Origin of the sequence: Parageobacillus sp. G301 (assembly GCF_030268025.1) — a bacterium.
Classification (GTDB): domain Bacteria; phylum Bacillota; class Bacilli; order Bacillales; family Anoxybacillaceae; genus Parageobacillus_B; species Parageobacillus_B toebii.
Genome location: NZ_BSDB01000004.1, coordinates 1 through 25,292, shown reverse-complemented (window position 1 = coordinate 25,292; position 25,292 = coordinate 1). Strand labels below are relative to the sequence as shown.

The window sequence follows — 25,292 nt, the reverse complement described above, 5'->3', positions numbered from 1 at the left end:
TTTGGTGAATGATTACCTATCATCCTGTTGGAGATTTTTATTGTTTTATTAAAATTATGATTACAGTCTATAGAGAACACGTTTTTCTAACAGAGCTAATCCAGCTCGGCTATACATCATTCGTTTAATAGTTTTCAACCGATTGATTTGCCCTTCCAGCACACCATTGCTGTATGGGAGAAGAAAAGTGTGTTTTACTTCCTGCAAATCGCTGCGCAAACGCCGAGTATATGGATAAAACGGCTGTTTTGAATCCGAAAGCTGATGACGCAGCCAACGCAAAAAACGATCGTAGTCTGCTTGACGAATCGCTTCGCGATAATCTTGAACCATTTCATAGATGGGGCGAACATTGGAGTAACTTTCCAGACATCGTTCCAAACCCATGATCTCCTTCTCAGAAAGTTGATGACGCGGAGTCCATATCCAATAAGCGAGTTGTTTCCTTGAGATACGATGTTCCAGCATCGATGGATCATTCCTCTTTCGGTTCCGTCGAATCTTTTCTACCGTGGTTCGTACCGCCGAAAACGTGCCGGAATATCCTTCTTTGCGAAGAATAGAAAGAATAGAATCAGTAGACGGAATGGTATGACCTTGCGCTTCTAACTCGATGACACGGTTCAAAAAAGGGGAAATCGGTGTTTTTCTTTTTCGTCGATGAATCAGTGGCGGAGTTGTCAACTGGAGATATTTTTTCACCGTTTTCCGATCCAGCTTATATTCCTTCGCAAGCCTAGAAATATTCTTGCCTGATTGATGAGCCATTTGGATTTCTTGAATGAGTGTCCATTTTTGTTCCTGGCGCTGCTTTTTCCTCTTTTCTGCCTTTGTCATTTCGATTTCACGAACAGATGTGTTCGATTCACTCCATGTCATCACAGAAGGAACGAGGGATAAAAGAAGGAAATCTAGTCTCTTCTTCGCATTCCCGATAAAATGCCATCGATCGTACACTTGAAGGATGGAAGGATTGGCATTGGCAATCCCTTGACGGAATCCTGTAAATCCATCCCGGCTCATCACTTGTACATGGGAATAGGTTTTCAGCCATTCAGTAAGTGTTTGCGGCAGCCGATTTGGCAAGAGAGCAACAGGATGATGACTGCAAAGATCACAAATTATCGCTCCATACGTATGGCTTTTTCGAAAAGCAAAATCATCGACTCCGAGGAAAGGGAGACACCTCTACAGGAATAGGAGTTTTGTGAATCATCGTTAACAATGAATCATGGTTGATAGGCAGATGAATCGCCTGTGCAATCTTTTCCGCAGCTAAACAACTCGTGGAAAAGGCAATTTAACGCAAAGTGTGTTCTGCCCGAAGCGTACGACGGCCATGCGGCGCTAGCCAGTCATAACGCTCTGTAAACACTTTAACGGAACAGGAAGAATCATCACAAAACCATTTTCGAGAAATAAGCAGGAGTCGAACAGGCTGATCAGCGATAGGAAGATCTTGAATCACACGTGTATACCGACTATGCGGGCGGGAGGAAGCATGATGACAGGCAGGACAGGAAGAAGACTCTCGGTTGCTTTTTACCGTTAAACGTAAATGATCACCGGCATCAGACACATCTAGTAACTCGATAGTTGAATCAAGAGGAGACCAAGAAAGGTTAATCATCGTTATGAACCCCTTTATTTTTATTGTACCCATGTAGTTAATAGAAAGTCATCTCCCCAAATTAGCGTAAGAACCTTTACAACAGTTATTTTCATTCAGAGAGCAGACAGGAAACCTCAGTAGCATATAGAGCTGCTGCTTGCGCTTTTTCAGGATCATTGAAGAACAAGGGATGGGAAAGGAAGTAAAAACTTTTCTTAAAAATTAGAAAATAATAGATCAAGCTCCCTCTGCTTGTTGCTTCTCAAGTGAAACGTCCTAAGCACTGAAAAACTTTTCTTTGTGATGCTCGATGTACGCTAAAATGCTGCCACCGATTGTTCAATCTCATGGATATCCTTAAACATCCGCATTTTCTGCAATCAAATTTGCGGTAAATACGGATGTTTTTTCTAATTCGTTTTGATACAATGGGGGGAAGCTGAGCGGCTTGACAAGATAATGAATGAGGAAGGGATCTTTATGAACAAAAGGAAACCTGTTAAAAAGCTTATAGGTATCGTCTTTTTTATATTAGTTTTTGTATTTGCATGTACTGTATTTTTTTTGGATTTATATCTTACTCCTTTAAACGCTGCTAAGAAAAACAATTATATACATAAGAATGCTGTATTACTAAAAGAAATAAACGCTCGTGAAAACAAAATATATATTTTTCAGGATAACGATCAATCCTATAAAACTGTCATATCTAAGCCTTTTGGACCATTCTGGAAAAGTGAGATAGCATTTAATTATCAATCAAATTTAAAAAATGATATTGAAACAGTTGGCTACGCCAAGATAAATGATCAAACCATTAATATGCTTATGTTGGCTTTTAAAACAAATACAAATGACATTAAATATGTTGAAGCTGGTCCGGACGGAGAAAGATTTTTGCGTCCAATGCATCTAGGGAATATCGAGATTTTTTACTGGGAAGGGAAGTTTAATGAAAGAGATATCAACCCAATAGCTCTTTCTGCCGATAAAAAGCCAAAATATTACTATGGTTTTTCTAAAGATGAACAATATGATGATCTAAGGACAATACAATGGCATGAATATCATTAGTTTCTACGTGAAATATATACTAAAAATAGGGTTTTTACTCATTAGCCCCCGGACACACGATAAAGGTTATTTTTTATAATCGTAGTGATAATGGGGCGTGTGATAGATGAAATGGAGAAAGTGTTTGAAGGACTTTAAACTACCAAGCATTCTAAATTCATGTGAAAGTATCTATAAAAGAAGGAAACTGCGATTAAATATTTTTTAATTGGATTTCTTTTCTTATTTTTGTTTCAACTGTTTAACTCTTTTTTTAAATCCTCCGATAGCCTTAATAATAATGTTTAATTCTTGTTTTTTGTGTCGTTAACTTATTATCAAAATTTCTTATTGAAAAAATCTCTCTCTTTTCATATTCAAAATGATTTCTCCCTTTCTAAGTGATTTTATAAGACCAACCAAAAAACCATTGTTGGCTGAAAGTGACCATTCGTTAAATTAATCGCATTTATATCGAAAAACAGACAAGTATTTTTATGATAAATTATGGAAAATGTGGATGTTTCCCCCTTTTTTATTTGATAGATTGAAAGTAAGGTTGGCGGGCTTGATAAATTACGGGATAAAGACAGGTAATTTTTTTCAGTACCAAAAGGTGGAGAATAGCATTGAGTAGAAAAGTTGATCTAATTAAATATGGATGGTGTTGCAAAACTAAAGTAAACACTCAAAGTTATGCATAAGGATACAGCATAACACATGCAGTAAATATCGATGAAATCCATATCATCGCGGCTATTCCATCCCACCAATCTTTATTTTTTGTGGAGATTTCTGATCTTTTTGAGGCACCTTTTAGGGAAACGGGTGAAATGAAGTGCGATGGAAGCGTCTATTTATTTTTTATATCAAACAAATATTTAAAAGTAAGCTATATATTGGGGCAAGTGTATTGTTTTTCATTTTGCTAATCAGCAGGCTCATTTTGTTCTTTTCAGATCCATATGATATGGAAGCGTATGGACAACTGCCACATGAAGTTTTCATGCTTGTGCAAATGGTATCGATCTTTTACATCGTTTTTTTCTATCTTCTCCATTCAAAGGAACTTCTTTATGGCGTCCAGTCGTTTTTTACGGATGGCTATCGCATTATGTTGGAGAAAATGAGCGCGATGTTTGCCGTTCATGTTTTATGCCAAGGAGTTATGGCGGTTGTTGCCTATGGCATTTTTTCCATTGTTTATTTTGTTGTAGGAATTGAGCCTTCGGATTTTTATTTGTCACTGTTTCGTTTTTTAATCGTATATATGTTCGCTCCGTTGTCGCTCAGCATAATGTATGGCTTGATGGTGGCGATGCTTCTTGGGACAAAAAAGAGCAGCTTTTTTGTGATGTTAGTCGTGTGGATTGTAACCAGCAGTATGACGACGGAACTATTTATTGATTTCTTTGAAACAGTTCATGCGAATGACTGGAAATCGCTGCTTTTTATCGGAAACCACGGTGTCCAATCTGTATATGACTCCTATATTGGTTTTGAGGTGGATCTGGGAAATGAATGGAAGCTGCTCACATGGTTTCTCGTCCTTTTTGGAATGATTTTGATGTTGTCGCTTCGTTGGACGCTTACAACGAGAGAACGGAATGTTGTCATGAAAGTGCTGCTTATGCTCCCGTTCCTTATTGTCTTGACAGCTTATAGTTCTTTGCAGTCAAACACAAAAGCGTTTACTCGAGCGGATCAAACAACGGAGATTAATGACTATCGAAAGATGAACAGAGACGTCAAGACAGACTTGCGGTATGATATTCAATCTTACTCCATTTCATTGAAAGAAAAACAGGCCACTGTGCATGTGATGTTTTCCCGTATGGACACAACAAAGCCGACGTTTCAATTGTACCATGCTTATCCAATCAAATGGATTCAAGCAAATCATAAACGAGTCAAGTTTGCAAGAGAGGGAGATATTGTTACTGTTTATTTGCCTGAAGGCACGACATCTCTCACGTTTCGGTATGACATCGTGGATACAAGCTTCATCCCTTATACGAACGGACGAACGGTTCTTCTCGCCGATAAAGCGTGGTATCCGAAAAAGAGGGCGTCACAAATGTATAAAATATATGAGTTTACCATTTACGGAACAAAGGAACGGATATGGTGGGACGAATTCACGGACCAATTTTTGCCGAGAGAAAAACATGCTTTTACCTTGAAAGTGGATGGCGATGTGCTGTTTTGCAATTTGCCGAAGCGGGGATCGGTTTACAGCGGCGAGGCGCAAGCGGTCACGCTGATCAAGGGTCAGGGCAACCGGCTCGTTTATAAAGGTTATCAGATTACATATCCGGCCGACTGGCCGAAGATGGATGAGAGGGTTTCAACGGTGGTGCCGCAGCTGAAAGAGGCATTTCAGGACGTGCGGCAGATTGCGCCGACAACGGTTTCATCGCTGCCTAAAGCCATTGTGTTTTCCAGCTTCGGTCTGTCTTCTTTCATGGCGAACGATCACCTCGTATACAACACACAAGATTCATATGCAATAGATAAATACCACATGGGACAAGATTTTTATGAAAAAATGCTTCGGCTTTCGGTGCAACAAAAAGGATCATACGTCATGTATAATGAATGGATTCATATGGCCACTCGATTTCTCATGCAAAAAAGAGGGCTGCAAGTGATCGATTGGTCGAGGAGTTTTCAATCATATGTTTTACCAAAATCAGAACAGGAACTCATTAAATCCATTTACATTGCGTTTCAGCAATTGAGCTTAGAACAGAAGCAGCAATTCTTGCGAAAATGGTATCAGGAAATGGACGAAACATGGACATGGGATCAAGTATCACAATTAGTAAAGGAGTCGGGGCCCATTGGATATTTACATTGAGGGATTGACGAAAGTCATCAAAAAGAAGCAAATCTTATCCAATGTTACGCTTTCCATTTCAGGAGTTTACGGGCTACTAGGGCCGAACGGTGCTGGCAAGACGACCTTAATGAAGATATTAGCCGGTTTGACGGATTTTAATGCAGGGCGTGTGTTTCTCGGGGAGGAGATGATCAGCACCAACACTTACGTCAAGCGAACGAATCATATCGGTTATCTCCCTCAAGACTTTATGATTTATTCGGAGCTCACAGTGTATGAGGTGCTTGAGCATATCGCCATTCTTCAAGGAAGCAAGCCTTCTACTTCGTATCACCACCAAATCAAGGAAGTGGTCGAACAGGTTAATTTATCTGACCATGTGAATAAAAAAATGCGGGAATTATCCGGCGGAATGCGTCGACGGGTAGGCATCGCCCAGCTGTTATTGCGCAAGCCGTCTGTTCTCATTTTTGACGAGCCGACAGCAGGGCTCGATATTCGGGAGCGCGTGCGTTTTCGCAATCTGTTGAAGCAGCTCGGAAAGCGCCATACGGTCATTATTTCTTCCCATATTGTCGAAGATATCGAGTTTCTTTGCACGAAAATCGGCATTATCGAAAATGGGAGAGTTCTATTTGAAGGGGGACCGGAGGAATTAAAGAAAAAAGCGACCCATTGCACATATGAAATCAACGTTCCATTTGAAGAGCTCGACGAAATCATGGCGACGAAAGAGGTCGTACAGATGAGCGAGGAACCTTCCCATATTGTAGTGCGTGTGTTGTCGGATGAGCCCATTGGTCAGCGCGTCAGCCCACGGTTAATGGATGGATATTTAGCGCTTTTAAAAGAGGCTGCCGCCTATGAATAAGCTTGTTCACTTATTCAAATTCGATATCAAACTGTTGCGCTATTTATATAGCTTCCCTTTCGTGGCTTACGCGCTGTGTGTTTTGCTTATGCTAAGTTTCGGATCGCGATCCGATGCTCCATTTATGCCGTATATCGTCGTACAAGGCATCGCTGTGCCGATAGCCGGTTGGCATTTGGTCTTTCTGTATAACAGCCTTTATGAAGAGGGAGCGAAGGAGACATTAATTGTTTATTATCGCAAGGTTCTCGTCATCGACATAATACGTTACGCCCTCTTACACGCGATTTTTATTTCACTGCTAGTTGGTTTGACCGTATGGATAAATGGGCCGGATTTCTTTACCAGCACTTTAATTGTGCATCTCATCATGCTGTTTATTTTTTACCAAATTATAGGAATTGCGGTTTTAAGTGCCGTCCAAAGTTTAGATATTGCGCTAGCGATTGTAGCGACCTATACCTTTATGGAAGTAGCGACTCAGGGTACTTTTATGCCATGGCCACACTTATTTATTTTTCGGGAACCCATCGATGACATCCCGATTCGACTTACCTTCTTATCACTAGGGGTAGGCATTTTATTATCAGCAATACAATTATGGCGGAAGTTTAAATAAGTCTAGTGACTACTTTGTTACATCGTTTCCGCTTAAAGTTTAATCAGTATCAATTTAGTAATCCAAAAAAGATTAAGTCTCGAAATTTGTGTAAAAAGAAAACGGCAAAAAACGATTTTGTTTTCCGGTGATCCAGGTTCAATGGACTGAGAGCGAAATTTTACACAATCGTTAGGACTTGATCAACATCAAACATAAGCCTTCATTTTACGACACTTATCATGTATAATATATACAGAAGGTTCGTATAAATAAAATAGACCAAGGGTGCTGCAACACCCTCGGTCCTGCAATAGAACGGTTCCCTGCAAGGGGGATCGGCAGCAGGGCAGAAATAATCCACCCGTAGCTCCGACAACTCAAGGGTGGATTATTTCTTTTGGTTGTAAGACAGTATTGAAACGATGAGACTTGCAAAAGCTATCGCAAACATTAACGCTTCAAACACTGTCATCGGCATCACCCCCTTTCTGCATATAAAGGGGTACAATGCCGACCCACCCTTGAGTTTTCCCGTACTATTGCCTTCCTATTATACTATATATTTACAACTGTTGAAAACGGGAGATAATAAGGTAATGTGTCAAGCAAAAATGGAAAATTATTTCCGACAGCAAAACATATATTCAAGGGATTTTAAATAGTTTAGCTATCACGGTGGAAAGCGCAATAGAAGAAGAGTCGGAGATTACGCTCTTTAACTTTTTAAGAAAAAATTCAGCTAAAGCAGACTCTAAATATAGTAAAAAGTGACGGTACTTTTTCGGCTAGTGCATATAAAGAGGTGATATTTGTGAAGAATCAAGACAAGTATTGTCTCTAGTAGCAATTGGTGTCTTTTTTGTAGGTTTTCAACTATACCAATTAATGACACACTAAAGGAATTAGTAAGTGTAATAAATAATAGATAATAAAAAATAGGGAAAATGGGAAAGAGAGGCTGACTTCAAAAGGTGGATTTAGCAACCTTTTGAGTCAACCTCGTCTTTTTTTACTTAACTTTTCCTTGCTTCCTCAATCAACGTCAGCAACTTTTGCAGTGCATCTCCCGCGTCGGACCGATCCATGTTTTGCCGGTAGCGGTCTTTGTTTTGGTAAAGATGATAAATGGCATTGCGCAGTGATTCGTTCGTTAAGTTTTCTTCCATCAGCACTTCCGCGTAGCCGGATTTTTCAAAAGAGCGGGCGTTTAAAATTTGGTCGCCGCGGCTTGCTTCTTTGGAAAGAGGAATGAGCAGCATCGGTTTTCGCAATGCGAGAAACTCGAAAATGGAGTTTGCGCCAGCTCGTGATAAGACGATATCCGCCATTGCCATCAGATGAGGAAGCTCTTCATGAACGTACTCAAACTGTTTGTAGCCTTTTTTGTTCGTCCATTGAGGGTCGACATTTCCTTTTCCGCAAATGTGGACGATTTGAAAATCATCAAGAAGCGTTTGTAAATTGGCGCGCAGCGCATCGTTAATCCGCTTCGAGCCTAAACTTCCGCCCATGACGAGAAGAACGGGTTTCCCTTTTTCAAATTGGCAGTACTCCCGCCCTTTGTCGGCGTTTCCTCGTTTTAATTCTTCACGCACCACCGCGCCAATGTAAATCCCTTTTTCTTCTTTGACATGGCGGAGTGTTTCTGGAAACGTGACGCAAATTTTTGTCGCAAACGGCATCGCAATTTTATTGGCAAGTCCCGGGGTAATATCGGACTCGTGGATGATGGATGGGACGCCATTTAACCATGCGCCGATAATGACGGGTACGGAAACGAATCCACCTTTGGAAAATACGATGCTCGGCTTTTCTTTTTTAATGATGCGGTACGCTTGAAATGTACCTTTGAGGACTTTAAATGGATCTTTAAAGTTGTTCCAGTCGAAATAGCGGCGTAGTTTTCCTGTCGAAATCGGAAAATAAGGCACGCCTTCCACCTTCGAAATTAGTTCGCGCTCAATACCTTGGTGGGAACCGATATATGCGATATCCCAGCCTTGTTCTTTTAGCTTGGGAATGAGCGCTAAATTGACCATCACGTGCCCGGCTGTTCCGCCGCCGGTAAGAATAATTTTTTTATTCAATGTAATCACCTATCTTTTTGAGCATATTGAAATTTTACATTCCTTTTAAAAACGATTATTACTATCTTTAATATCGTATTGTATTATAGCAAATTGACGCTTGAGGTGCGAAAACATGAAAATTTCGTTAGATGGAGAAGAATCAAGGCAATGTTTGTATCTTTTTCTTTTTTATTTTTATGAAAGTGCTTGCGGTATATAACATATGACTGATTTTATTCATTTAATAAAAAATGTAAAATTGGAAATGGTTACGTGAAAATGATATATAAAGATAAATAGGATTATAATTTTCTATTTTCAAAGAAAAAGAGTACTGGTAAAGTACAAATAAAGAGGTGAAAACGATGCTATGGATTGTTTTGTTCGCTGGAGTAATGATATTATACGGCATCGTTCCAACAGTTCTTATTCGAAAAACAAATTTTCGCATTTACCGCAAAGGAACACAACCAGGAATGATCGCGTTAACGTTCGATGACGGTCCCGACCCATATTATACACCGAGACTGTTAGATTTGTTGAAAAAACATCAAGTGAAGGCAACCTTTTTCGTTGTTGGGAAAAAGGCGAAGCAATACCCTTATATTGTGAAACGAATGCATGATGAAGGTCATGAAATTGGGATGCATAACTATCGACATATAAGCAATTGGTTTGTTTTTCCTCCTTTTTTAGAAAAAGGATTGCAAAAATCCGCGGATATTATTGAACAAATTGTTGGAACGCGGCCGATGTATTATCGTCCGCCTTGGGGGCATTTTAATTTGTTCACCCCGTTTTTGCAGAAAAAATATTCGACGGTGATGTGGACTGACATTCTTGGCGACTGGAATGCCAAAATTGGTACAATGGAATTGTTTAATCGGCTAAAAAATAGCATGAAAGATGGAGCGGTGATTGTTCTTCATGATAGCGGGAAAACGTTTGGCGCTGATGAATTGGCTCCAGAACAAATGCTTTCGGCGTTAGAATTGTTATTGAAGGAAGAAGAAGCGAAAAATATGCGCTGGGTGACGATTACAGATTTGCTGAACGAGCAAACTAATAAACAAATTTCATCGATATAATTGGGGGATCTATGGATACGAGCATTCTTTTTTCGTACGTGCAATCATATGGATATGTGATTATTTTTCTGTTTCTGTTTTTTGGCATTGTCGGCATTCCCGCTCCGGAAGAGAGTTTGCTGTTTTTTCTAGGGATTGTTATTGCCAGGAAGCAGCTGTTATGGGAATATTGTTTTATCGTAAGCTGGGGCGGTGTTGTTATAGGAATGATCGTCGCCTACGGCATCGGCCGCTTTTTAGGAGCGCCATTTATTAAAAGGTACGGAAAGTATGTAGGAATAAAAGAGGAGAAATGGGAGCGAACACGAAAGTTGTTTCATCAATATGGAAAATGGGTCATTTTGTTTGGCTATTACGTCCCCGGCGTTCGGCAAATTTCGCCATATATGGCTGGTGTGATCCGCTTTCCTTTCCGTTTGTTTTTATTGCTTGCATCCGTTGGCGCAGCGATATGGGTGATTCCCATCATCGTTGTTGGAATGCTGCTTGGTCAACATGTGCAAATTCCACTGATTTATTTTCCGATGATCGGGATTGCTTTATTTTTGTTGTTTCTGCTTGGAGTGTGGGTTGGACAGCAATTTCGCAAAAAATCTTTTGAAAATTAAAGGGAGCTAACGATGATGAAAATTCTTGTATTACCGTTGTTCCAAATGAGCACAGGCCATCATAAAGTAGCCGATACGTTGATTGATTTTCTGCAAAGGCAATTTCAAGATATATACTGTAAAAAAATCGACTTTTTAAGCTATTGTAATGAACTGATGGAAAAAATGGTTTCTGAAATGTATTTACGATGGATTCGCTCTCATCCAGCTTCCTATCATCGTGTTTATAAGGCGTTTATGTACTATGATGTTCATCGGTTAGAATTCGTTTCTTTTGAGCCATGGCTGCCTTATTTTGAAAATAAAATGAAAAAAATGTTGGAGAAGGAGAAACCGACACTCATTATTTGCACTCATTCGTTCCCATCGCGCATTTTGCAACGGCTAAAGCGGAAGAAGCTGATTCAAATACCAGTAATCAACGTATATACCGATTTTTTCATCAATAGCGTATGGGGGAAACGGGATATCGACTATCATTTTGTTCCACATGCGGACGCAAAAAAGGAGTTAATGACGAAATATCATATTGATGAAAAACGAATTATTGTGACAGGTATTCCCGTCCATGAAGTGTTTATGACGAAACATTCCGAGTTGAGGGGGAAAAGACGCCCGTTTCATTTGCTGTTGGCGGGAGGAAACCAAGGACTAGGCAATATTGTCGATTTTTTTAAGAAAGTAGAAGATTCCCGTTTATTTCGCTATTCGGTACTATGTGGAACGAACAAAAAGTTATATGATGAAATCGCAAGCTGGAAGCAACCACATATTCGCCCTTTCTCATACATATCTAGCCCACAAGAGATGAATCGTTTGTATAACGAAGTAGATGCGGTAATTACAAAACCAGGCGGCGTTACGGTAAGTGAAGTGCTGCATAAACAATTGCCTGTTTTTACGGTTGGTTACTTGCCTGGTCAAGAACAAATTAATTTGCAATATCTTGAAAAACATGGATTGATTTATAATTTGACAGGGTTTCGTTATTACGAACGAAAAATCATTCATGTACTCACGGATGAAATAGAAAAAAATCATTTTTATCGACGGGTGCATGAATATTTTTCGCAGATTGAAAAAACGGCACAAGACGCATTAAAAGAGATTGTGGCAATGTATCAAGGACAATACCGTGCTCTCTGGAAATAGAGATTTCACCATCTAACGAATGGGTTAGATGGTGTTTTTACTGTTTTCAAAGTGACAAAACAACCTATATTACTCATATAAAATACCATACGCTTGTGCTGGAAACGTGTTAAAATAGAAACTATGGTAAACAAAGAGGAGGAGCCTAAATGAAAACGAGAGTTGGAATTTTATACGGCGGCAAATCGCCTGAGCATAACGTATCTTTATCAACGGCGATGGCGGTGATGAATGCCATTGATAAAAATAAATTTGACGTCATCCCGATTTATATTACAACTGAAGGACAGTGGATCAAGGGAGAACGGTTGACTGGAAAAGTAAATGATATAAAGCAATTGCAGTTTCAATCTGACGCAAAAGCCATTATACCGGTAGCGTTAAATCAAACACCGGCGCCCTCGGACGGGAAAAAGCAAGAGGAAGAGATGGTCGATGTCATTTTTCCATTATTACATGGGCCGAACGGAGAAGATGGCACGGTGCAAGGGCTGCTTGAGCTCCTTAATATTCCATACGTCGGAAACGGTGTGCTTGCCTCCGCAGTCGGGATGGATAAAGTGGTGATGAAAAACTTATTTGCGCAAGCAGGATTACGTCAGGCAAAATACGTATCGTTTACGAAGCGGGAATGGAGTAGAAACGAAGAAGCGGCTTATGACAAGGTGGAACAAGAGCTTGGATACCCTTGTTTCGTCAAGCCGGCGAATGCGGGATCAAGCGTTGGAATTACGAAATGCAAGCAGCGCGATGATTTAAAAGCGGCTTTTGCTGAGGCGTTTAAGTATGATCGAAAAATTATTGTTGAGGAAGCGATTGTTGGGCGTGAAATCGAAATCGGCGTCATCGGTAACGATGATCCAATTTGTTCGGTTGTTGGAGAAATTGTCCCGAAAAAAGAATTTTACGATTATCAAGCGAAATATGAAGACGGTAATACGGAATTAATTATTCCGGCAGACGTTACAAAAGAACAGTATGAAACGATTAAACAAATGGCGATTACCGCGTTTAAGGCGCTTGACCTTTCTGGACTCGTACGAGCCGACTTTTTCTTAACGGAAGATGGCGAAGCGTATATTAATGAAATTAATACAATGCCTGGGTTTACACCGTATAGTATGTTTCCTTTGTTATGGAAACATAGCGGCATTTCCTATTCAGAACTGATTGAACGTCTTGTACAATTAGCGATCGAACGTCATGAAGAAAAGCAAACAATCACGTATACGTTTGAGAAATAAAAATGAAGGTGAAAAAAGATGATCACTCGTACATTGCGCGATATACAGTCGATGGTGGACGGACGCGGTTTAGCGGCCGGCTTTTTCGACATAATGGTTCATGGGGTTTCAACAGATACGCGAACGATTCAACAAGGCAATTTGTACGTTCCATTAAAAGGAGCTAAGTTTAACGGCCATGCGTTTGTCCAAGATGCGCTCGATAAGGGCGCGAGCGCTGTGCTTTGGGCGGAAACGGAAGGAACCCCGCCGAGAGGCGTGCCGGTGATTATCGTGGACGACACGTTGCGCGCGCTCCAGCGCCTCGCGCATCGGTATCGCAAGCAGCTTTCGGTAAAAGTCATCGGCATTACGGGAAGCAATGGCAAAACGACGACAAAGGATATGGTGGCATCATTATTAGCAACCACCTATAAAGTACAAAAGACGGAAGGAAATTTGAACAATCATATTGGCGTACCATTGACATTGCTCCGTTTGGAAGAAGACACAGAGATGGCTGTCGTCGAAATGGGAATGAGCAATTTTGGCGAAATTGAATTATTATCTAACATCGCCGAGCCGGATGCGGCAGTTATCACAAATATTGGCGAATCGCATTTGCAAGAACTAGGTTCACGCGAAGGGATTGCTCAAGCAAAATTAGAAATTTTATCGGGTTTAAAAAAGAACGGCCTTTTTGTTTATCACGGAGACGAGCCTTTGCTGGTGAACCGGGTTCCAGACTTGCCGCTGCCTGAGCACGTCTTGAGATTTGGGCAAGGAAGCGACAACGATTATTATCCGAAAGCGGTCCATGTACAGGCCAATGGCACTACGTTTACCGTTCATCAAGCGCCAAATCGCTCCTTTTTCCTTCCGATTTTAGGGAAGCATCATGTATATAACGCGTTGGCTGCTATCGCTGTAGCTCGCTTTTTTCACGTAAGCTGGGAGAAGATTCAAGAAGCATTTTCACAATTGCAAGTGACGCGTATGCGCATGGAATTAATCGAAACAAAGAAAGGCTGGACGATTATTAATGACGCGTATAACGCTAACCCAACATCGATGAAAGCGGCGTTACAATTGCTTCACGAATTGACGGGATATGAGAAAAAGGTTGCTGTATTAGGAGACATGCTGGAGCTTGGCGATCAAGAAGTGGAGTTTCATCGGGAAATCGGCGCAATGCTGCGGCCGGAAATGGTTGATTATGTATTTACGTATGGAGCGTTAGCACACCATATTGCGCTCGCGGCAAAGCCGTTTTTTCCAGATGGGCGCGTGAAAGCATATGAAGATAAGCAGTCTTTGGCAAAAGACTTGCTTGCGGTTGTTTCCTCTGGCGATGTGATTTTGCTGAAGGCTTCACGAGGAATGAAGCTAGAAGAGTTGCTTCCTGATTTGCAATAACCACATCATTGTGTAAAATGAAAACAACCACGAAAAAATAAAAGCGGCGTTTCTAACTGCCGCTTTTGATTTTTTTTGGAAAATGGTGATGATGATGATTGGGTGTCTATGTATACACGGATTTACGGGAAGCCCTGATGAAGTAGCTCCGCTGGCGGAATATTTACAAAAACGAACGGACTGGGTGATCAAAACGCCGACACTTCCCGGACATGGAAAGCGGCTGCAACTAAAAGGAATTACTTATGATCAATGGTTTCAAGCGGCAGAAAGGGAATTGCAAGCATTAATGGAAATATGCGAAACGGTTTATGTCATCGGTTTTTCGATGGGTGGAGTAATCGCGGTATATTTGGCGGAAAAATATAAGATTGACAAGCTTGTGCTATTAAGCGCCGCTTTTTATTATGTCAATCCGCGTCAATTAATAAAAGATATCCATGAAATCGTTCGTGATGGATGGAGGCGGCGTCTTCGCGAAAATCCGCTTTTTATCCGTTACAAAAATAAAATTTTAGCAACGCCGCTTACAGCCGTATTAGAGTTCCGAAAATTAGTCAATGAAGTCCGGCCGCGTTTGCCTAATGTACATATTCCGGCGCTGATTGTTCAAGGTGAAAAAGATGGCATCGTTCCGGTAAAAAGCGCCCATTATTTATATAATAAGATCGGTTCATCGCAAAAAAAGCTGTTATTGTTACGAGAATCATATCATCACGTCTGCCACGGCCCTGACCGATATCTATTGTTTTGCGAAGTAGAAAAATTTTTACGGGAAAATAAGTTAGAAAATGGTATTTATTGAAAACAGAACGTGAAAATGGTATGATAACTCTTAAATATTTTTATTCGATTCATTTCGGATAGTAAGGAAATTTAAAGGAGTTTGAATAACATTGACAACGTTTCATGAATTAGGATTAAGCAATGAATTAATGAAGGCGATTCGCCGGATGGGATTTGAGGAAACAACCCCGATTCAAGCGGAAACGATTCCGTTAAGTCTACAAAATAAAGACGTCATTGGGCAGGCGCAAACTGGCACCGGTAAAACGGCTGCTTTTGGTATTCCGCTCATTGAAAAAGTAGATGTCAAAAACGAAGCAATTCAAGGCCTTGTCGTGGCACCAACGCGGGAGCTGGCGATTCAAGTATCGGAAGAACTTTATAAAATTGGAGCAGTCAAGCGCGTTCGAGTGTTGCCGATTTACGGAGGGCAAGATATTGAGCGGCAAATTCGCGCGTTAAAAAAACGCCCGCACATCATTGTAGGAACACCGGGCCGAATTATTGATCATATCAACCGTAAGACGCTTCGGTTAGACAACGTGCACACCGTTGTGCTTGATGAAGCGGATGAGATGCTTAATATGGGGTTTATCGACGATATCGAAGCGATTTTAAGCAATGTTCCTGAAAAACGGCAGACATTATTATTTTCCGCAACGATGCCTGAGCCAATCCGCCGCATCGCCGAACGGTTTATGAATGAGCCGCACATTGTGAAAGTAAAGGCGAAGGAAATGACGGTTCCAAATATTCAACAATATTATTTAGAAGTGCAAGAAAAGAAGAAATTCGATATTTTAACGCGTTTATTAGATATTCAAGCGCCGGAGTTAGCCATTGTTTTCGGGCGTACAAAACGGCGCGTGGATGAATTAGCAGAAGCGCTCAACTTGCGTGGGTACGCTGCCGAAGGAATTCATGGCGATTTGAGCCAAGCGAAACGGTTATCGGTTCTTCGTAAATTTAAAGAAGGTTCGATTGAAATTTTAGTCGCTACGGATGTAGCGGCACGTGGACTGGATATTTCCGGCGTGACGCACGTTTACAATTTTGATATCCCGCAAGATCCGGAAAGCTACGTTCACCGTATCGGCCGCACCGGGCGCGCTGGAAAAACAGGTGTAGCGATGACGTTTGTTACGCCACGGGAAATTGGACAGCTTCATAATATTGAGCGCACGACAAAACGAAAAATGGAACGGATGAAGCCGCCGACGCTTGATGAGGCGCTAGAAGGCCAACAGCGTATCGCTGTGGAAAAGCTGGTTGCGACTGTCGAATCGGAAAATCTTTCTTTTTATAAACGAGCTGCCGAAGAGTTATTGGAAGAACATGATTCCGTGTCGCTTGTCGCCGCGTGCATTAAAATGTTGACAAAAGAGCCTGATACAACGCCAGTGCAATTAACGGAAGAGCCGCCGCTTCCGGTAAAACGGGAGAAAAAGCGCGGGAACCGTCAAGGCAGTCAACCGAAAGAGCGTACAAAAAAACGGCGCGTTGCCCGTTAAAAAACGGCGCATAAGCGCCGTTTTTTATTTGAGCGATCCAATAAAGCGGGAAAATCCGTATGCATGAACGACAGCCGGACAGTAGACATTATGAATATACAATATGCTGATAGATGAAAGGTGATTCGTATGACAATTGTCCGGCTTGGTTATGTAGCGATGAGTGTACATTTACAAAATTGTTCTCCTTCCCAAACGATGACATTTGCGCAATTTCAAAAAATACATGATCGGGATGAAGCGATAAAAAAACTAGAACGGATTGCCATTTCTAATTTGCATAATTGTTTACGGTTGTTGAAACATAACAAAATGCATGATATTCGTTTTTTTCGCTTCAGTTCCCGTTTAATTCCATTAGCAAATCACGAGGCGTTAGACGATTGGGATTATATGAGGATGCTCGAGCAACCACTTGCTGATATAGCCCAGTTTTTGCAAATGTACCCGATGCGCATCGATTTTCACCCAGATCATTTTGTCATTTTAAATACGACCGACCGTAATATTTTTGAAACATCGCTAAAAACGTTGCGCATGCATGAGGCTTTGTTAAAAGGAATGAAGGTAAATCCTCAACATCGCTGTGTCCTCCACGTTGGTGGAGGGTATAACGATAAAGAAAAAGCACTTGAACAGTTTATTTATAATTGGGGATATATCTCGAACGAACTGCAACGAATGATTATGTTAGAAAATGATGATAAGGTTTTTACGGTTCGTGATACATTATACTTATGTGAGAAATTAGGAATACCATTTGTTTTTGACCTTCATCATCATTTCGCTAATCACGGAGAAGAGAAAGATTGGAGAAAAGAGTGGGATCGTGTCGTAAATACGTGGAAATATTCTCCTTTACCGATGAAAATGCATATATCTAGCCCAAAAAGCGACAAAGAGTTCCGAGCGCATCATGATTTTGTGGACGCTCAGCTTTTTCTTTCTTTTTTACATGAAATAAAAGGAACGGTGGAGCAGCTCGACTGTATGATTGAGGCGAAACAAAAAGATGAAGCATTATTTCATCTTGTTAGTAATTTGCGGTCATTTCCTGAAATCGAATGGATCGATGGCGCAAGTTTTCTTATTCGGTAATATATGATCCCACTTTCATGAATGAGGAAAGCGGGATCTTAGCGATGAAGAAGAAAAGGCTGATGTGGATGCAGATGGGAAGAAATGAAAGGAGCAATGATCCCACCGCCTAAAAAACCAAACAGGTGAGCGACCATATTTACATTAGGGGCAGTAAATGAGATAAATAGGCTAATACATATGACGGCAAAAAGAAGTCGCGCGTGTTGTGTTTCGATTATATCGCGGCGAAATACGATCAAGTATCCATACATGCCGAACAGACCGAAAATGGCTCCAGAAGCTCCAGCGTGACTATACATCGCTGGCAGAACAAAAAATGTTGCAATGTTGGCACATATTCCACTGCCAATATAAAGAATCAGAAACTTGCTTTTCCCTAACATTTTTTCCAAAGCAGGTCCGAATAAAATAAGGGAAATGGAGTTGATGATCATATGTTCAAACCGTACATGCAAAACAAGCGGGCTTACTAACCGCCAATACTCCCCCTTCTGTACAGCGGCATTAAAACCAATCATTTTTTCCCATAATGGCTCGGCTATAGGAATGCGTAAAAAAAACGTGAACCAAATCACTACGTGAAGGGCGACAAGGATGGAAACGACAGGGTAAAACCGAAAAAATGTATGGGCATTTTCCATGCGCGCAAACATAAACTTCGCTCCTTTATTCGTTTATTAAAATGTATGTACATAGAGAGGGTAGAAGAACGATGATTATCGGGATTGGCATCGATATTGTAGAATTGGAACGGATTGAACAACTAATGATGAAAAATGAAAAATTTATTGATCGAATTTTAACGGAGGAAGAAAAAGGGATTTTTTTTCAATTATCACCGAAACGAAAAGTAGAATTTGTGGCAGGGCGGTTTGCGGCAAAAGAGGCATATGCAAAAGCGATCGGAACAGGAATCGGAAAGAATGTATCATTTCATGATATCCAAATTATGAACGACGATAACGGAAAACCGATCGTTGTTTCAAATGTGAAGGATTGCCGCATTCACGTTTCGATCTCTCATAGCCGCGATTATGCGATTGCTCAAGTCATTATTGAGCGCTTGTCATAGCTAGTCTGCATATTCCCCTAAGTTGTCTCATATATTGTAATGCACAGATGGAAATCGATATGAGACAAAGGGGTTGAAACGATGAGGAGAAAAGTGTTTAGTGTATTTATGGGCATCATACTGCTTGTCGCTTTAACTGGCTGCTGGGCAAAATCACAAGAAGACGTGATGAAAGCGCTGGATGAAAAGATGGATGAGATGACAAGTTACCAAGCAGAGGCGAAAATGACCTTTCAAACAGGATCTAAGCCACAAGTATACCACGTCGAAATTTGGTATAAGCAGCCTTCGTACTACCGTGTCAGCTTAAAAAATGCCGACAAAGGTCAAAGCCAGATGATTTTACGCAACGATGAAGGGGTTTTTGTTTTTACTCCGGCGCTAAACAAAAGCTTCCGTTTCCAAAGTGATTGGCCGAAAAACAGCAGTCAAGCGTATTTGTATGAGTCACTGGTCAAAGACATTTTAAGCGATCCGAAAGCGGGTTTTAAAGCGACGAAAAATCATTACGTATTTGAAACGAAAACAAACTATCCGAACAGCAACATGATTCCAAAGCAAGAAATTACGTTAAACAAAAAAGATTTATCGCCGGTATCCGTCAAAGTGATGGATACAGACCGGAACGCTTTGTTGACCGTACAATTTTCAAAAGTCGAGTTTAATAAAAAGTTTGATGATGATGCGTTTGATACCTCTAAAAACATGACAGGAGCACGCTTAGAAGTACCAACGATGGCAAAAGCGGAAGACAAAGCGATTGAAGTAATGTATCCGGCCAATTTACCGGAAGGGGTAAAACAAATAGATGAAAAAGAAGTTGCTGCCGAAGATGGGAAGCGAATTATTATGACATTTGGAGGCGAAAAATCATTCACGTTAGTCCAAGAGAAAGCGAGAGTATTGCCGGCAACAAGCACTCCGACACTTGTCAATGGCGAACCGGTTGATTTAGGCTTTGCGATCGGCGCGTTGACAGATCAGACTCTTACATGGTCGTATAAAGGAGTCGAATTTACGCTCGCTTCGAAGGACTTAACGCCAGAAGAAATGGTAATGGTTGCTCGTTCTGTACAAGGAAAAGCAATGAAATAACCGTTATTGACACGGGCCAGCAGTTGCTGGGCCTTTTTTTGTTTGCTAAAAAATCTGGGGAACTTAAATATTGACGATAAGTACATATTCCTTCATTGCTTTGCAAATGGTAAACTAAAAAAAGATGGAATGCTTCCTTTTATCGAGATAGGAAGATAAAGTTGGAGTAAATATCTTTCAATGTATTTGCATTCATTTGATAGACAAGGAAGTGTAGCGAGATATGAGCAATTTGTTTTACCGCGATACTTGGGCAGAAATTGATTTAGATGCCATTTACTACAACGTTTCACAATTAAAAAACTTTTTGCAAAACGACATCCGCATTATGGCGGTAGTGAAGGCAAACGCATACGGCCACGGTGATGTACAAGTGGCAAAAACAGCGCTTGAAGCAGGTGCTTCTTATTTAGCAGTGGCGTTTTTAGACGAAGCGATTGCGCTAAGGAAAAAAGGAGTTACTGCACCTATTCTTGTGCTAGGGGCTTGCCGGCCTAGCGATATTAATATTGCTGCAAAGCATCGGATTACGCTCACTGTGTTTCAGCCGGAATGGATAGAACAAGCGGCAAACGTATACAGTGAAACGGTTCCCGTTTTATTTCATTTAAAAATGGATACAGGAATGGGACGGTTAGGTGTCAGAGAGGAAACGGAAACAAAGCGCGTCATTGAACAAATTGACCGACATCCGTATTTTTCATTGGAAGGAGCATATACTCATTTTGCCACAGCTGATGAAATAAACACGGATTATTTTTCTTTTCAATACAATAATTTTTTGCAAATGCTTGAATGGCTTCCATATAAACCACCTATTATCCACTGCGGAAACAGTGCGACAGCTTTACGTTTTCCGGATAAAGTCTTTAATATGGTGCGCTTTGGCATTTCAATGTATGGTCTATCTCCTTCACCGGAAATCAAACAATATTTGCCGTATGAGCTAAAAGAAGCTTTTTCGTTGCATAGCCGCCTCGTTCATGTGAAAAAGTTAAAGCCCGGAGAAAAGGTGAGTTATGGAGCGACATATACGGCGGAAACGGAGCAGTGGGTTGGAACGGTCCCGATTGGATATGCAGATGGTTGGTTGCGTAAACTGCAAAATTTTCATGTACTTGTGAACGGAGAAAAAGCGCCAATTATCGGAAGAATTTGCATGGATCAATTGATGGTCCGTCTGCCGAAGCAATTGCCGGTTGGAATGAAAGTGACGCTGATTGGGCGGCAAGGCGACGAATATATTTCTGTTGATGACGTGGCTCAACATCTTGGAACGATTAGCTATGAGGTTCCTTGTACAATAAGTTATCGCGTTCCCCGTATTTTTTTCAGAAATAAGAGTATAATGGAAGTGAGAAATTTTGTTTTGGATGGCAATGATTAAGTATAAACTGAAAAACTTTTCAGAAGATAATAGGTAGAAAAAGCAGAAATGACTTTGCAGTGCTTTTATTTAGTGGTATTATGAAATGGAAGTAATGAATCGGCTGCAGTTTGTGGAGGTGTATGTTCGTGTCGGAATCTAGCGCAACAACAGAAATCGTCGTTCGTTTACCTCAAGCATTGGTAACCGAATTAGATGTGCTTGTGAAACAGGAAAACGGCAACCGCAATGACCTTATTTATCAAGCGACTAAAATGTATATTCGCGAGCGAAAAAAACGTCAAATCCGTGAAGCAATGAGACGCGGTTATATGGAAATGGCCAAAATCAATTTATCCATTGCTTCAGAAGCGTTTCTTGCAGAATACGAGGCCGACCACACCGTTGAACGTTTAGTTAGCGGGGGGTAATGCTTTGATTGTTAAGCGTGGCGACGTTTATTTTGCGGACCTTTCCCCGGTAGTGGGCTCAGAGCAAGGAGGCGTTCGTCCGGTATTAGTCATTCAAAATGATATCGGAAATCGATTTAGTCCGACGGTGATTGTGGCGGCAATTACAGCGCAAATCCAAAAAGCGAAGCTGCCAACGCATGTTGAAATTGATGCAAAACGTTACGGGTTTGAGCGGGATTCTGTCATTCTGTTAGAGCAAATTCGGACGATTGATAAACAGCGGCTAACAGACAAAATTACTCACTTGGACGATGAAATGATGGATAAGGTGGACGAAGCGCTGCAAATTAGTTTAGGACTTATAGATTTTTAAACAGTAGCGCTCGAAATGTAAACTTGCTTCCTCCGAAACAAAACTTGTTTCGTGAGACCCCCACTCCGTTTTTGCAGCAAGAGTATAGACGGAAACGGCCTTCAGGATATATAAGTTTCATTCACCATGAGAGAATGCACTGAGCCACCTATCGCCTCCGTTTCATAAAAAGTGGTGAGTAGTTTGCTATGCGCAAAAAAGGGCAGGTCGCAAACAATCGATCTGTCCAACTATTTTATTCATATACGACTCGTTAGGAATAGCTGCATCATTGTAGCTATTTTTATTTTTAGTCATGGAGGGGTAAGGATTTGTTAAATAGAGAAGCGTTGATGGACCTGATAGCGAATGAATTACATTTATCCACAAAGCAAGTTAGCAATGTGATTTCTCTTTCTGAGGAAGGAAATACGGTGCCGTTTATTGCCCGCTATCGGAAAGAGATGACAGGCGCCTTAGATGAAGTGCAAATTCGTGATATTTTGGAGAAATGGAATTACCTACAAAACTTAGAACAGCGGAAAGAAGAAGTCCTTCGCCTTATTGATGAACAAGGAAAACTAACGGATGATCTAAAAAACGCGATCATCAATGCTACGAAACTGCAGCAAGTGGAAGATTTGTATCGTCCTTATAGACAAAAACGACGTACAAAAGCCACCATTGCCAAGGAAAAAGGGTTAGAGCCTCTTGCGGAATGGTTATGGACGTGTCCAATGAGGCCGCGGCCGGAAGAAAAAGCGCAAGAGTTTATTCAACCAGAAAAAGAAGTACGTACCGTCGAAGAGGCGCTTCAAGGTGCGAAAGACATCATCGCTGAAAAGGTATCGGATGATGCACAATTTCGCCAATGGATTCGCCAGCACACATGGAAAAAAGGCGTGATCATATCGACTGTCAAAGAGTCGGAAAATGATGAGAAAAAAGTATATGAAATGTATTACGAATATGAAGAGCCAGTACATAGGATTGTTCCGCATCGTGTATTAGCGCTCAATCGCGGCGAAAAAGAAGGAGTGTTGCGTGTTTCCATTCAGGCGCCGGTAGAAGATATTATGACATACTTACAAAAGCACATTATTACAAATCCGCAATCTCCCGCCGCTTCCCTCCTTTCTGAAGCGATTGAGGACGGCTACAAAAGGCTTATTGAACCGTCAATCGAGCGGGATATTCGCAATGAATTAACCGAAAAAGCGGAAGAGCGGGCGATTCATATTTTTGCGGAGAACTTACGCAAGCTATTGCTTCAGCCGCCGTTAAAAGGGAAGATTGTTCTTGGTATAGACCCTGCCTATCGAACGGGATGCAAGCTGGCGGTGGTCGACGAAACAGGCAAATTGCTGAAAATCGATGTCATTTACCCTCATTCCCCGCAGCAACAGATAGAAGAAGCGAGAGAAAAGTTAATCCGCATTATCGAAGAATATCATGTCGAAATGATTGCCATTGGGAACGGAACTGCATCAAGGGAAACGGAGCAATTTGTGGCGGACACCTTAAAACAAGTAGACAAAGAAATTTTTTACCTTATTGTCAATGAAGCGGGAGCGAGCGTCTATTCCGCCTCTGACCTTGCCCGTCAAGAGTTTCCAGATTTACAGGTAGAAGAACGGAGCGCAGTTTCGATCGCAAGGCGTGTACAAGACCCGCTTGCCGAACTGGTGAAAATTGATCCAAAATCAGTAGGAGTTGGCCAATATCAGCACGACGTTTCACAAAAAAAATTAGCGCAATCATTGCAGTTTGTCGTGGAAACCGTTGTTAACCAAGTTGGCGTCAACGTCAACACTGCCTCCGTCTCTTTATTGCAATACGTATCAGGGCTTACGAAAACAGTATCGGAAAATATCGTAAAACGCCGTGAGGAACAAGGAAAATTTAAAAACCGCGAGGAATTAAAATCGATACCGCGACTTGGTGCTAAAACATATGAACAGTGTATCGGATTTTTACGCATTATTGATGGAGACGAACCGCTCGACCGTACGCCGATTCATCCTGAGCGGTATGAAGAAGTGAAAAGGCTGTTGCACCAAATTGGTTTTACAACTGAACATATCGGAAGTGAAGAGCTTCGTCAGGCATTGCAATCTCTTTCCATTCCTGACACGGCTGCTGAACTTGGCATCGGAGAATTGACATTACAAGACATTATCGACGCTTTAATTCGTCCAGAACGTGATCCTCGCGATGAGCTGCCAAAGCCGTTATTACGAAAAGACATTTTAAAAATGGAAGATTTAAAAAGGGGAATGGAGTTAGAAGGTACGGTGCGGAACGTCGTCGATTTCGGAGCGTTTGTGGATATTGGGGTTAAGCAAGATGGGCTTGTTCACATTTCAAAATTAAGCAAGCAATATGTACGTCATCCGCTTGACGTTGTATCAGTAGGCGATGTGGTAAAAGTTTGGGTTGACAATGTAGATCTCGATAAAGGAAGAATTTCTTTATCTATGATTCCACCGGAAGAATCAGAAAAAACACTGCTTTCATGAGCAGTGTTTTTTCTGATAAAAAAACCAGCATTGATTTAGCAATTTGATTTGGTAACGATTTTTTTCATAATAGGCTCGTCTCATTTGATTTTTTAACCATGTTGGCATAACAGTCGACCTCCTGTAACAGAAAGGTTAGTATATAATGTATGTATGGTTGGTCTGTCCTGTGTCAAAAAAGTAAGGAGTAACGAAAATGAAACAAAGTGATTTGCAACGGCTTGTCGAAAGAGTGTCTTTACAATTTTTCAAAAAACCGTTCAAACATACAGCGACATTCAATCCAAGACTTCGAACAACAGGAGGACGTTACATATTACAAACTCATAACATTGAACTAAATAAAAAATATTACGAAGCGTTCGGAGAAGAAGAGCTTATTGCCATTATTAAGCATGAATTATGCCATTATCATCTTCATTTAGAAGGAAAAGGATATCGTCATCGTGACCAAGACTTTCGTGATTTATTACGACAAGTTCAGGCTCCCCGCTATTGTCGTCCACTCCCCCAACAAGCACAACAAAGAACAAAAAAAGTTT

General features: G+C 41.0%; 25 protein-coding genes. 19 read left to right on the top strand and 6 right to left on the bottom strand.

Features of this window, described 5'->3' with window-relative positions; genetic code table 11:
* Window positions 1–60 precede the first annotated feature (60 nt).
* Both QSJ37_RS17285 and QSJ37_RS17280 read right to left on the bottom strand, forming a co-directional pair.
* Window positions 61–1,122, bottom strand: a complete 1,062-nt coding sequence (locus QSJ37_RS17285) for a transposase (RefSeq protein WP_285756475.1) — start codon at window positions 1,120–1,122, stop codon at window positions 61–63.
* 178 nt (window positions 1,123–1,300) lie between these two features.
* Window positions 1,301–1,579, bottom strand: a complete 279-nt coding sequence (locus QSJ37_RS17280) for a transposase family protein (protein ID WP_285756445.1) — start codon at window positions 1,577–1,579, stop codon at window positions 1,301–1,303.
* A gap of 513 nt (window positions 1,580–2,092) precedes the next feature.
* Here QSJ37_RS17280 and QSJ37_RS17275 point away from each other — a divergent pair.
* From QSJ37_RS17275 to QSJ37_RS17260, 4 genes are all read left to right on the top strand, one after another.
* Window positions 2,093–2,686 carry a hypothetical protein gene (locus tag QSJ37_RS17275; RefSeq protein WP_143416208.1) on the top strand — a complete coding sequence of 198 codons (594 nt, stop codon included), beginning with the start codon at window positions 2,093–2,095 and terminating at the stop codon, window positions 2,684–2,686.
* 817 nt (window positions 2,687–3,503) lie between these two features.
* Entirely contained in the window at window positions 3,504–5,525 is a 2,022-nt protein-coding gene (locus QSJ37_RS17270; protein ID WP_285756444.1) for an ABC transporter permease, read from the top strand.
* Entirely contained in the window at window positions 5,509–6,378 is an 870-nt protein-coding gene (locus tag QSJ37_RS17265) for an ATP-binding cassette domain-containing protein (RefSeq protein ID WP_285756443.1), read from the top strand. The genes QSJ37_RS17270 and QSJ37_RS17265 overlap by 17 nt, the downstream gene beginning before the upstream one ends.
* The gene (locus QSJ37_RS17260; RefSeq protein ID WP_285756442.1) at window positions 6,371–6,997 is read left to right on the top strand and encodes a hypothetical protein; all 627 of its coding nucleotides are present in this window, start codon (window positions 6,371–6,373) and stop codon (window positions 6,995–6,997) included. Before QSJ37_RS17265 ends, QSJ37_RS17260 begins: the two co-directional genes overlap by 8 nt.
* A 370-nt stretch (window positions 6,998–7,367) precedes the next feature.
* On the opposite strand, the gene QSJ37_RS18005 is transcribed toward QSJ37_RS17260, so the two are convergent.
* Both QSJ37_RS18005 and QSJ37_RS17255 read right to left on the bottom strand, forming a co-directional pair.
* Window positions 7,368–7,451 (bottom strand): putative holin-like toxin, encoded by an 84-nt coding sequence (locus tag QSJ37_RS18005; protein WP_223812257.1) that lies wholly within the window; start codon window positions 7,449–7,451, stop codon window positions 7,368–7,370.
* 541 nt (window positions 7,452–7,992) lie between these two features.
* Entirely contained in the window at window positions 7,993–9,066 is a 1,074-nt protein-coding gene (locus QSJ37_RS17255) for an undecaprenyldiphospho-muramoylpentapeptide beta-N-acetylglucosaminyltransferase (RefSeq protein WP_143416207.1), read from the bottom strand.
* A 347-nt stretch (window positions 9,067–9,413) separates the two neighbouring features.
* Between QSJ37_RS17255 and QSJ37_RS17250 the strand changes: the two genes are divergently transcribed.
* The 8 genes from QSJ37_RS17250 to uvsE all read left to right on the top strand — a co-directional run bounded on the left by QSJ37_RS17250 (window position 9,414) and on the right by uvsE (window position 17,930).
* A complete protein-coding gene (locus QSJ37_RS17250) occupies window positions 9,414–10,136 on the top strand; it encodes a polysaccharide deacetylase family protein (protein ID WP_285756440.1) in 723 nt (240 codons plus the stop codon).
* Window positions 10,137–10,147: 11 nt separating this feature from the next.
* Window positions 10,148–10,744 (top strand): DedA family protein, encoded by a 597-nt coding sequence (locus QSJ37_RS17245; protein WP_285756439.1) that lies wholly within the window; start codon window positions 10,148–10,150, stop codon window positions 10,742–10,744.
* A gap of 12 nt (window positions 10,745–10,756) precedes the next feature.
* Window positions 10,757–11,896 carry an MGDG synthase family glycosyltransferase gene (locus tag QSJ37_RS17240; RefSeq protein ID WP_012748956.1) on the top strand — a complete coding sequence of 380 codons (1,140 nt, stop codon included), beginning with the start codon at window positions 10,757–10,759 and terminating at the stop codon, window positions 11,894–11,896.
* Window positions 11,897–12,045: 149 nt separating this feature from the next.
* Window positions 12,046–13,140, top strand: coding sequence for a D-alanine--D-alanine ligase (locus QSJ37_RS17235; protein WP_285756438.1), 1,095 nt, complete (start codon window positions 12,046–12,048; stop codon window positions 13,138–13,140).
* An 18-nt stretch (window positions 13,141–13,158) separates the two neighbouring features.
* On the top strand, window positions 13,159–14,535 hold the full coding sequence (locus QSJ37_RS17230; RefSeq protein ID WP_285756437.1) for a UDP-N-acetylmuramoyl-tripeptide--D-alanyl-D-alanine ligase: 1,377 nt from the start codon (window positions 13,159–13,161) through the stop codon (window positions 14,533–14,535).
* Window positions 14,536–14,629: 94 nt separating this feature from the next.
* Window positions 14,630–15,340 carry an alpha/beta hydrolase gene (locus QSJ37_RS17225; protein ID WP_171699450.1) on the top strand — a complete coding sequence of 237 codons (711 nt, stop codon included), beginning with the start codon at window positions 14,630–14,632 and terminating at the stop codon, window positions 15,338–15,340.
* A 91-nt stretch (window positions 15,341–15,431) separates the two neighbouring features.
* Window positions 15,432–16,832, top strand: coding sequence for a degradosome RNA helicase CshA (gene cshA, locus QSJ37_RS17220; RefSeq protein ID WP_012748960.1), 1,401 nt, complete (start codon window positions 15,432–15,434; stop codon window positions 16,830–16,832).
* A 129-nt stretch (window positions 16,833–16,961) separates the two neighbouring features.
* Complete coding sequence (gene uvsE / locus QSJ37_RS17215; protein ID WP_285756436.1) at window positions 16,962–17,930, top strand: UV DNA damage repair endonuclease UvsE; 969 nt, start codon at window positions 16,962–16,964, stop codon at window positions 17,928–17,930.
* Window positions 17,931–17,968: 38 nt separating this feature from the next.
* Here the strand turns inward: uvsE and QSJ37_RS17210 are convergent, their stop codons facing one another.
* Window positions 17,969–18,586 carry a rhomboid family intramembrane serine protease gene (locus QSJ37_RS17210; protein WP_285756435.1) on the bottom strand — a complete coding sequence of 206 codons (618 nt, stop codon included), beginning with the start codon at window positions 18,584–18,586 and terminating at the stop codon, window positions 17,969–17,971.
* 59 nt (window positions 18,587–18,645) lie between these two features.
* On the opposite strand from QSJ37_RS17210, the gene acpS reads away from it, so the two are divergent.
* The 6 genes from acpS (at window position 18,646) to QSJ37_RS17180 (ending at window position 24,750) form a co-directional block, all read left to right on the top strand.
* The gene (gene acpS / locus QSJ37_RS17205; protein ID WP_285756434.1) at window positions 18,646–19,005 is read left to right on the top strand and encodes a holo-ACP synthase; all 360 of its coding nucleotides are present in this window, start codon (window positions 18,646–18,648) and stop codon (window positions 19,003–19,005) included.
* A gap of 81 nt (window positions 19,006–19,086) precedes the next feature.
* The gene (locus QSJ37_RS17200; RefSeq protein ID WP_285756433.1) at window positions 19,087–20,100 is read left to right on the top strand and encodes a LolA family protein; all 1,014 of its coding nucleotides are present in this window, start codon (window positions 19,087–19,089) and stop codon (window positions 20,098–20,100) included.
* 223 nt (window positions 20,101–20,323) lie between these two features.
* Window positions 20,324–21,487 (top strand): alanine racemase, encoded by a 1,164-nt coding sequence (alr, locus tag QSJ37_RS17195; RefSeq protein WP_285756432.1) that lies wholly within the window; start codon window positions 20,324–20,326, stop codon window positions 21,485–21,487.
* A 128-nt stretch (window positions 21,488–21,615) separates the two neighbouring features.
* Window positions 21,616–21,897 (top strand): CopG family ribbon-helix-helix protein, encoded by a 282-nt coding sequence (locus tag QSJ37_RS17190; protein ID WP_003253419.1) that lies wholly within the window; start codon window positions 21,616–21,618, stop codon window positions 21,895–21,897.
* 4 nt (window positions 21,898–21,901) lie between these two features.
* Window positions 21,902–22,252: a type II toxin-antitoxin system endoribonuclease NdoA gene (gene ndoA / locus QSJ37_RS17185; RefSeq protein WP_003253417.1), complete on the top strand. Its 351-nt coding sequence runs from the start codon at window positions 21,902–21,904 to the stop codon at window positions 22,250–22,252.
* Between the two features lie 332 nt (window positions 22,253–22,584).
* Complete coding sequence (locus tag QSJ37_RS17180) at window positions 22,585–24,750, top strand: Tex family protein (RefSeq protein WP_483313624.1); 2,166 nt, start codon at window positions 22,585–22,587, stop codon at window positions 24,748–24,750.
* Here the strand turns inward: QSJ37_RS17180 and cmpA are convergent.
* Window positions 24,745–24,858, bottom strand: a complete 114-nt coding sequence (gene cmpA / locus QSJ37_RS17175) for a cortex morphogenetic protein CmpA (RefSeq protein ID WP_012748966.1) — start codon at window positions 24,856–24,858, stop codon at window positions 24,745–24,747. The two genes, QSJ37_RS17180 and cmpA, sit on opposite strands and share 6 nt — an antisense overlap.
* A gap of 88 nt (window positions 24,859–24,946) precedes the next feature.
* Here cmpA and QSJ37_RS17170 point away from each other — a divergent pair.
* A partial coding sequence (locus QSJ37_RS17170; RefSeq protein ID WP_285756421.1) for a SprT family protein occupies window positions 24,947–25,292 on the top strand: 346 nt, incomplete at its 3' end.

Excerpts from the sequence above, each read along its gene's own strand:
- QSJ37_RS17275 (WP_143416208.1), top strand. The coding sequence starts at position 2,093 with ATGAACAAAAGGAAACCTGTTAAAAAGCTTATAGGTATCGTCTTTTTT.
- QSJ37_RS17260 (WP_285756442.1), top strand. The coding sequence starts at position 6,371 with ATGAATAAGCTTGTTCACTTATTCAAATTCGATATCAAACTGTTGCGC.
- QSJ37_RS18005 (WP_223812257.1), bottom strand. The coding sequence starts at position 7,451 with ATGACAGTGTTTGAAGCGTTAATGTTTGCGATAGCTTTTGCAAGTCTC.
- QSJ37_RS17250 (WP_285756440.1), top strand. The coding sequence starts at position 9,414 with ATGCTATGGATTGTTTTGTTCGCTGGAGTAATGATATTATACGGCATC.
- QSJ37_RS17245 (WP_285756439.1), top strand. The coding sequence starts at position 10,148 with ATGGATACGAGCATTCTTTTTTCGTACGTGCAATCATATGGATATGTG.
- QSJ37_RS17240 (WP_012748956.1), top strand. The coding sequence starts at position 10,757 with ATGATGAAAATTCTTGTATTACCGTTGTTCCAAATGAGCACAGGCCAT.
- QSJ37_RS17235 (WP_285756438.1), top strand. The coding sequence starts at position 12,046 with ATGAAAACGAGAGTTGGAATTTTATACGGCGGCAAATCGCCTGAGCAT.
- QSJ37_RS17230 (WP_285756437.1), top strand. The coding sequence starts at position 13,159 with ATGATCACTCGTACATTGCGCGATATACAGTCGATGGTGGACGGACGC.
- QSJ37_RS17225 (WP_171699450.1), top strand. The coding sequence starts at position 14,630 with ATGATTGGGTGTCTATGTATACACGGATTTACGGGAAGCCCTGATGAA.
- uvsE (WP_285756436.1), top strand. The coding sequence starts at position 16,962 with ATGACAATTGTCCGGCTTGGTTATGTAGCGATGAGTGTACATTTACAA.
- QSJ37_RS17210 (WP_285756435.1), bottom strand. The coding sequence starts at position 18,586 with ATGTTTGCGCGCATGGAAAATGCCCATACATTTTTTCGGTTTTACCCT.
- acpS (WP_285756434.1), top strand. The coding sequence starts at position 18,646 with ATGATTATCGGGATTGGCATCGATATTGTAGAATTGGAACGGATTGAA.
- QSJ37_RS17200 (WP_285756433.1), top strand. The coding sequence starts at position 19,087 with ATGAGGAGAAAAGTGTTTAGTGTATTTATGGGCATCATACTGCTTGTC.
- alr (WP_285756432.1), top strand. The coding sequence starts at position 20,324 with ATGAGCAATTTGTTTTACCGCGATACTTGGGCAGAAATTGATTTAGAT.
- QSJ37_RS17180 (WP_483313624.1), top strand. The coding sequence starts at position 22,585 with ATGGACCTGATAGCGAATGAATTACATTTATCCACAAAGCAAGTTAGC.
- cmpA (WP_012748966.1), bottom strand. The coding sequence starts at position 24,858 with ATGCCAACATGGTTAAAAAATCAAATGAGACGAGCCTATTATGAAAAA.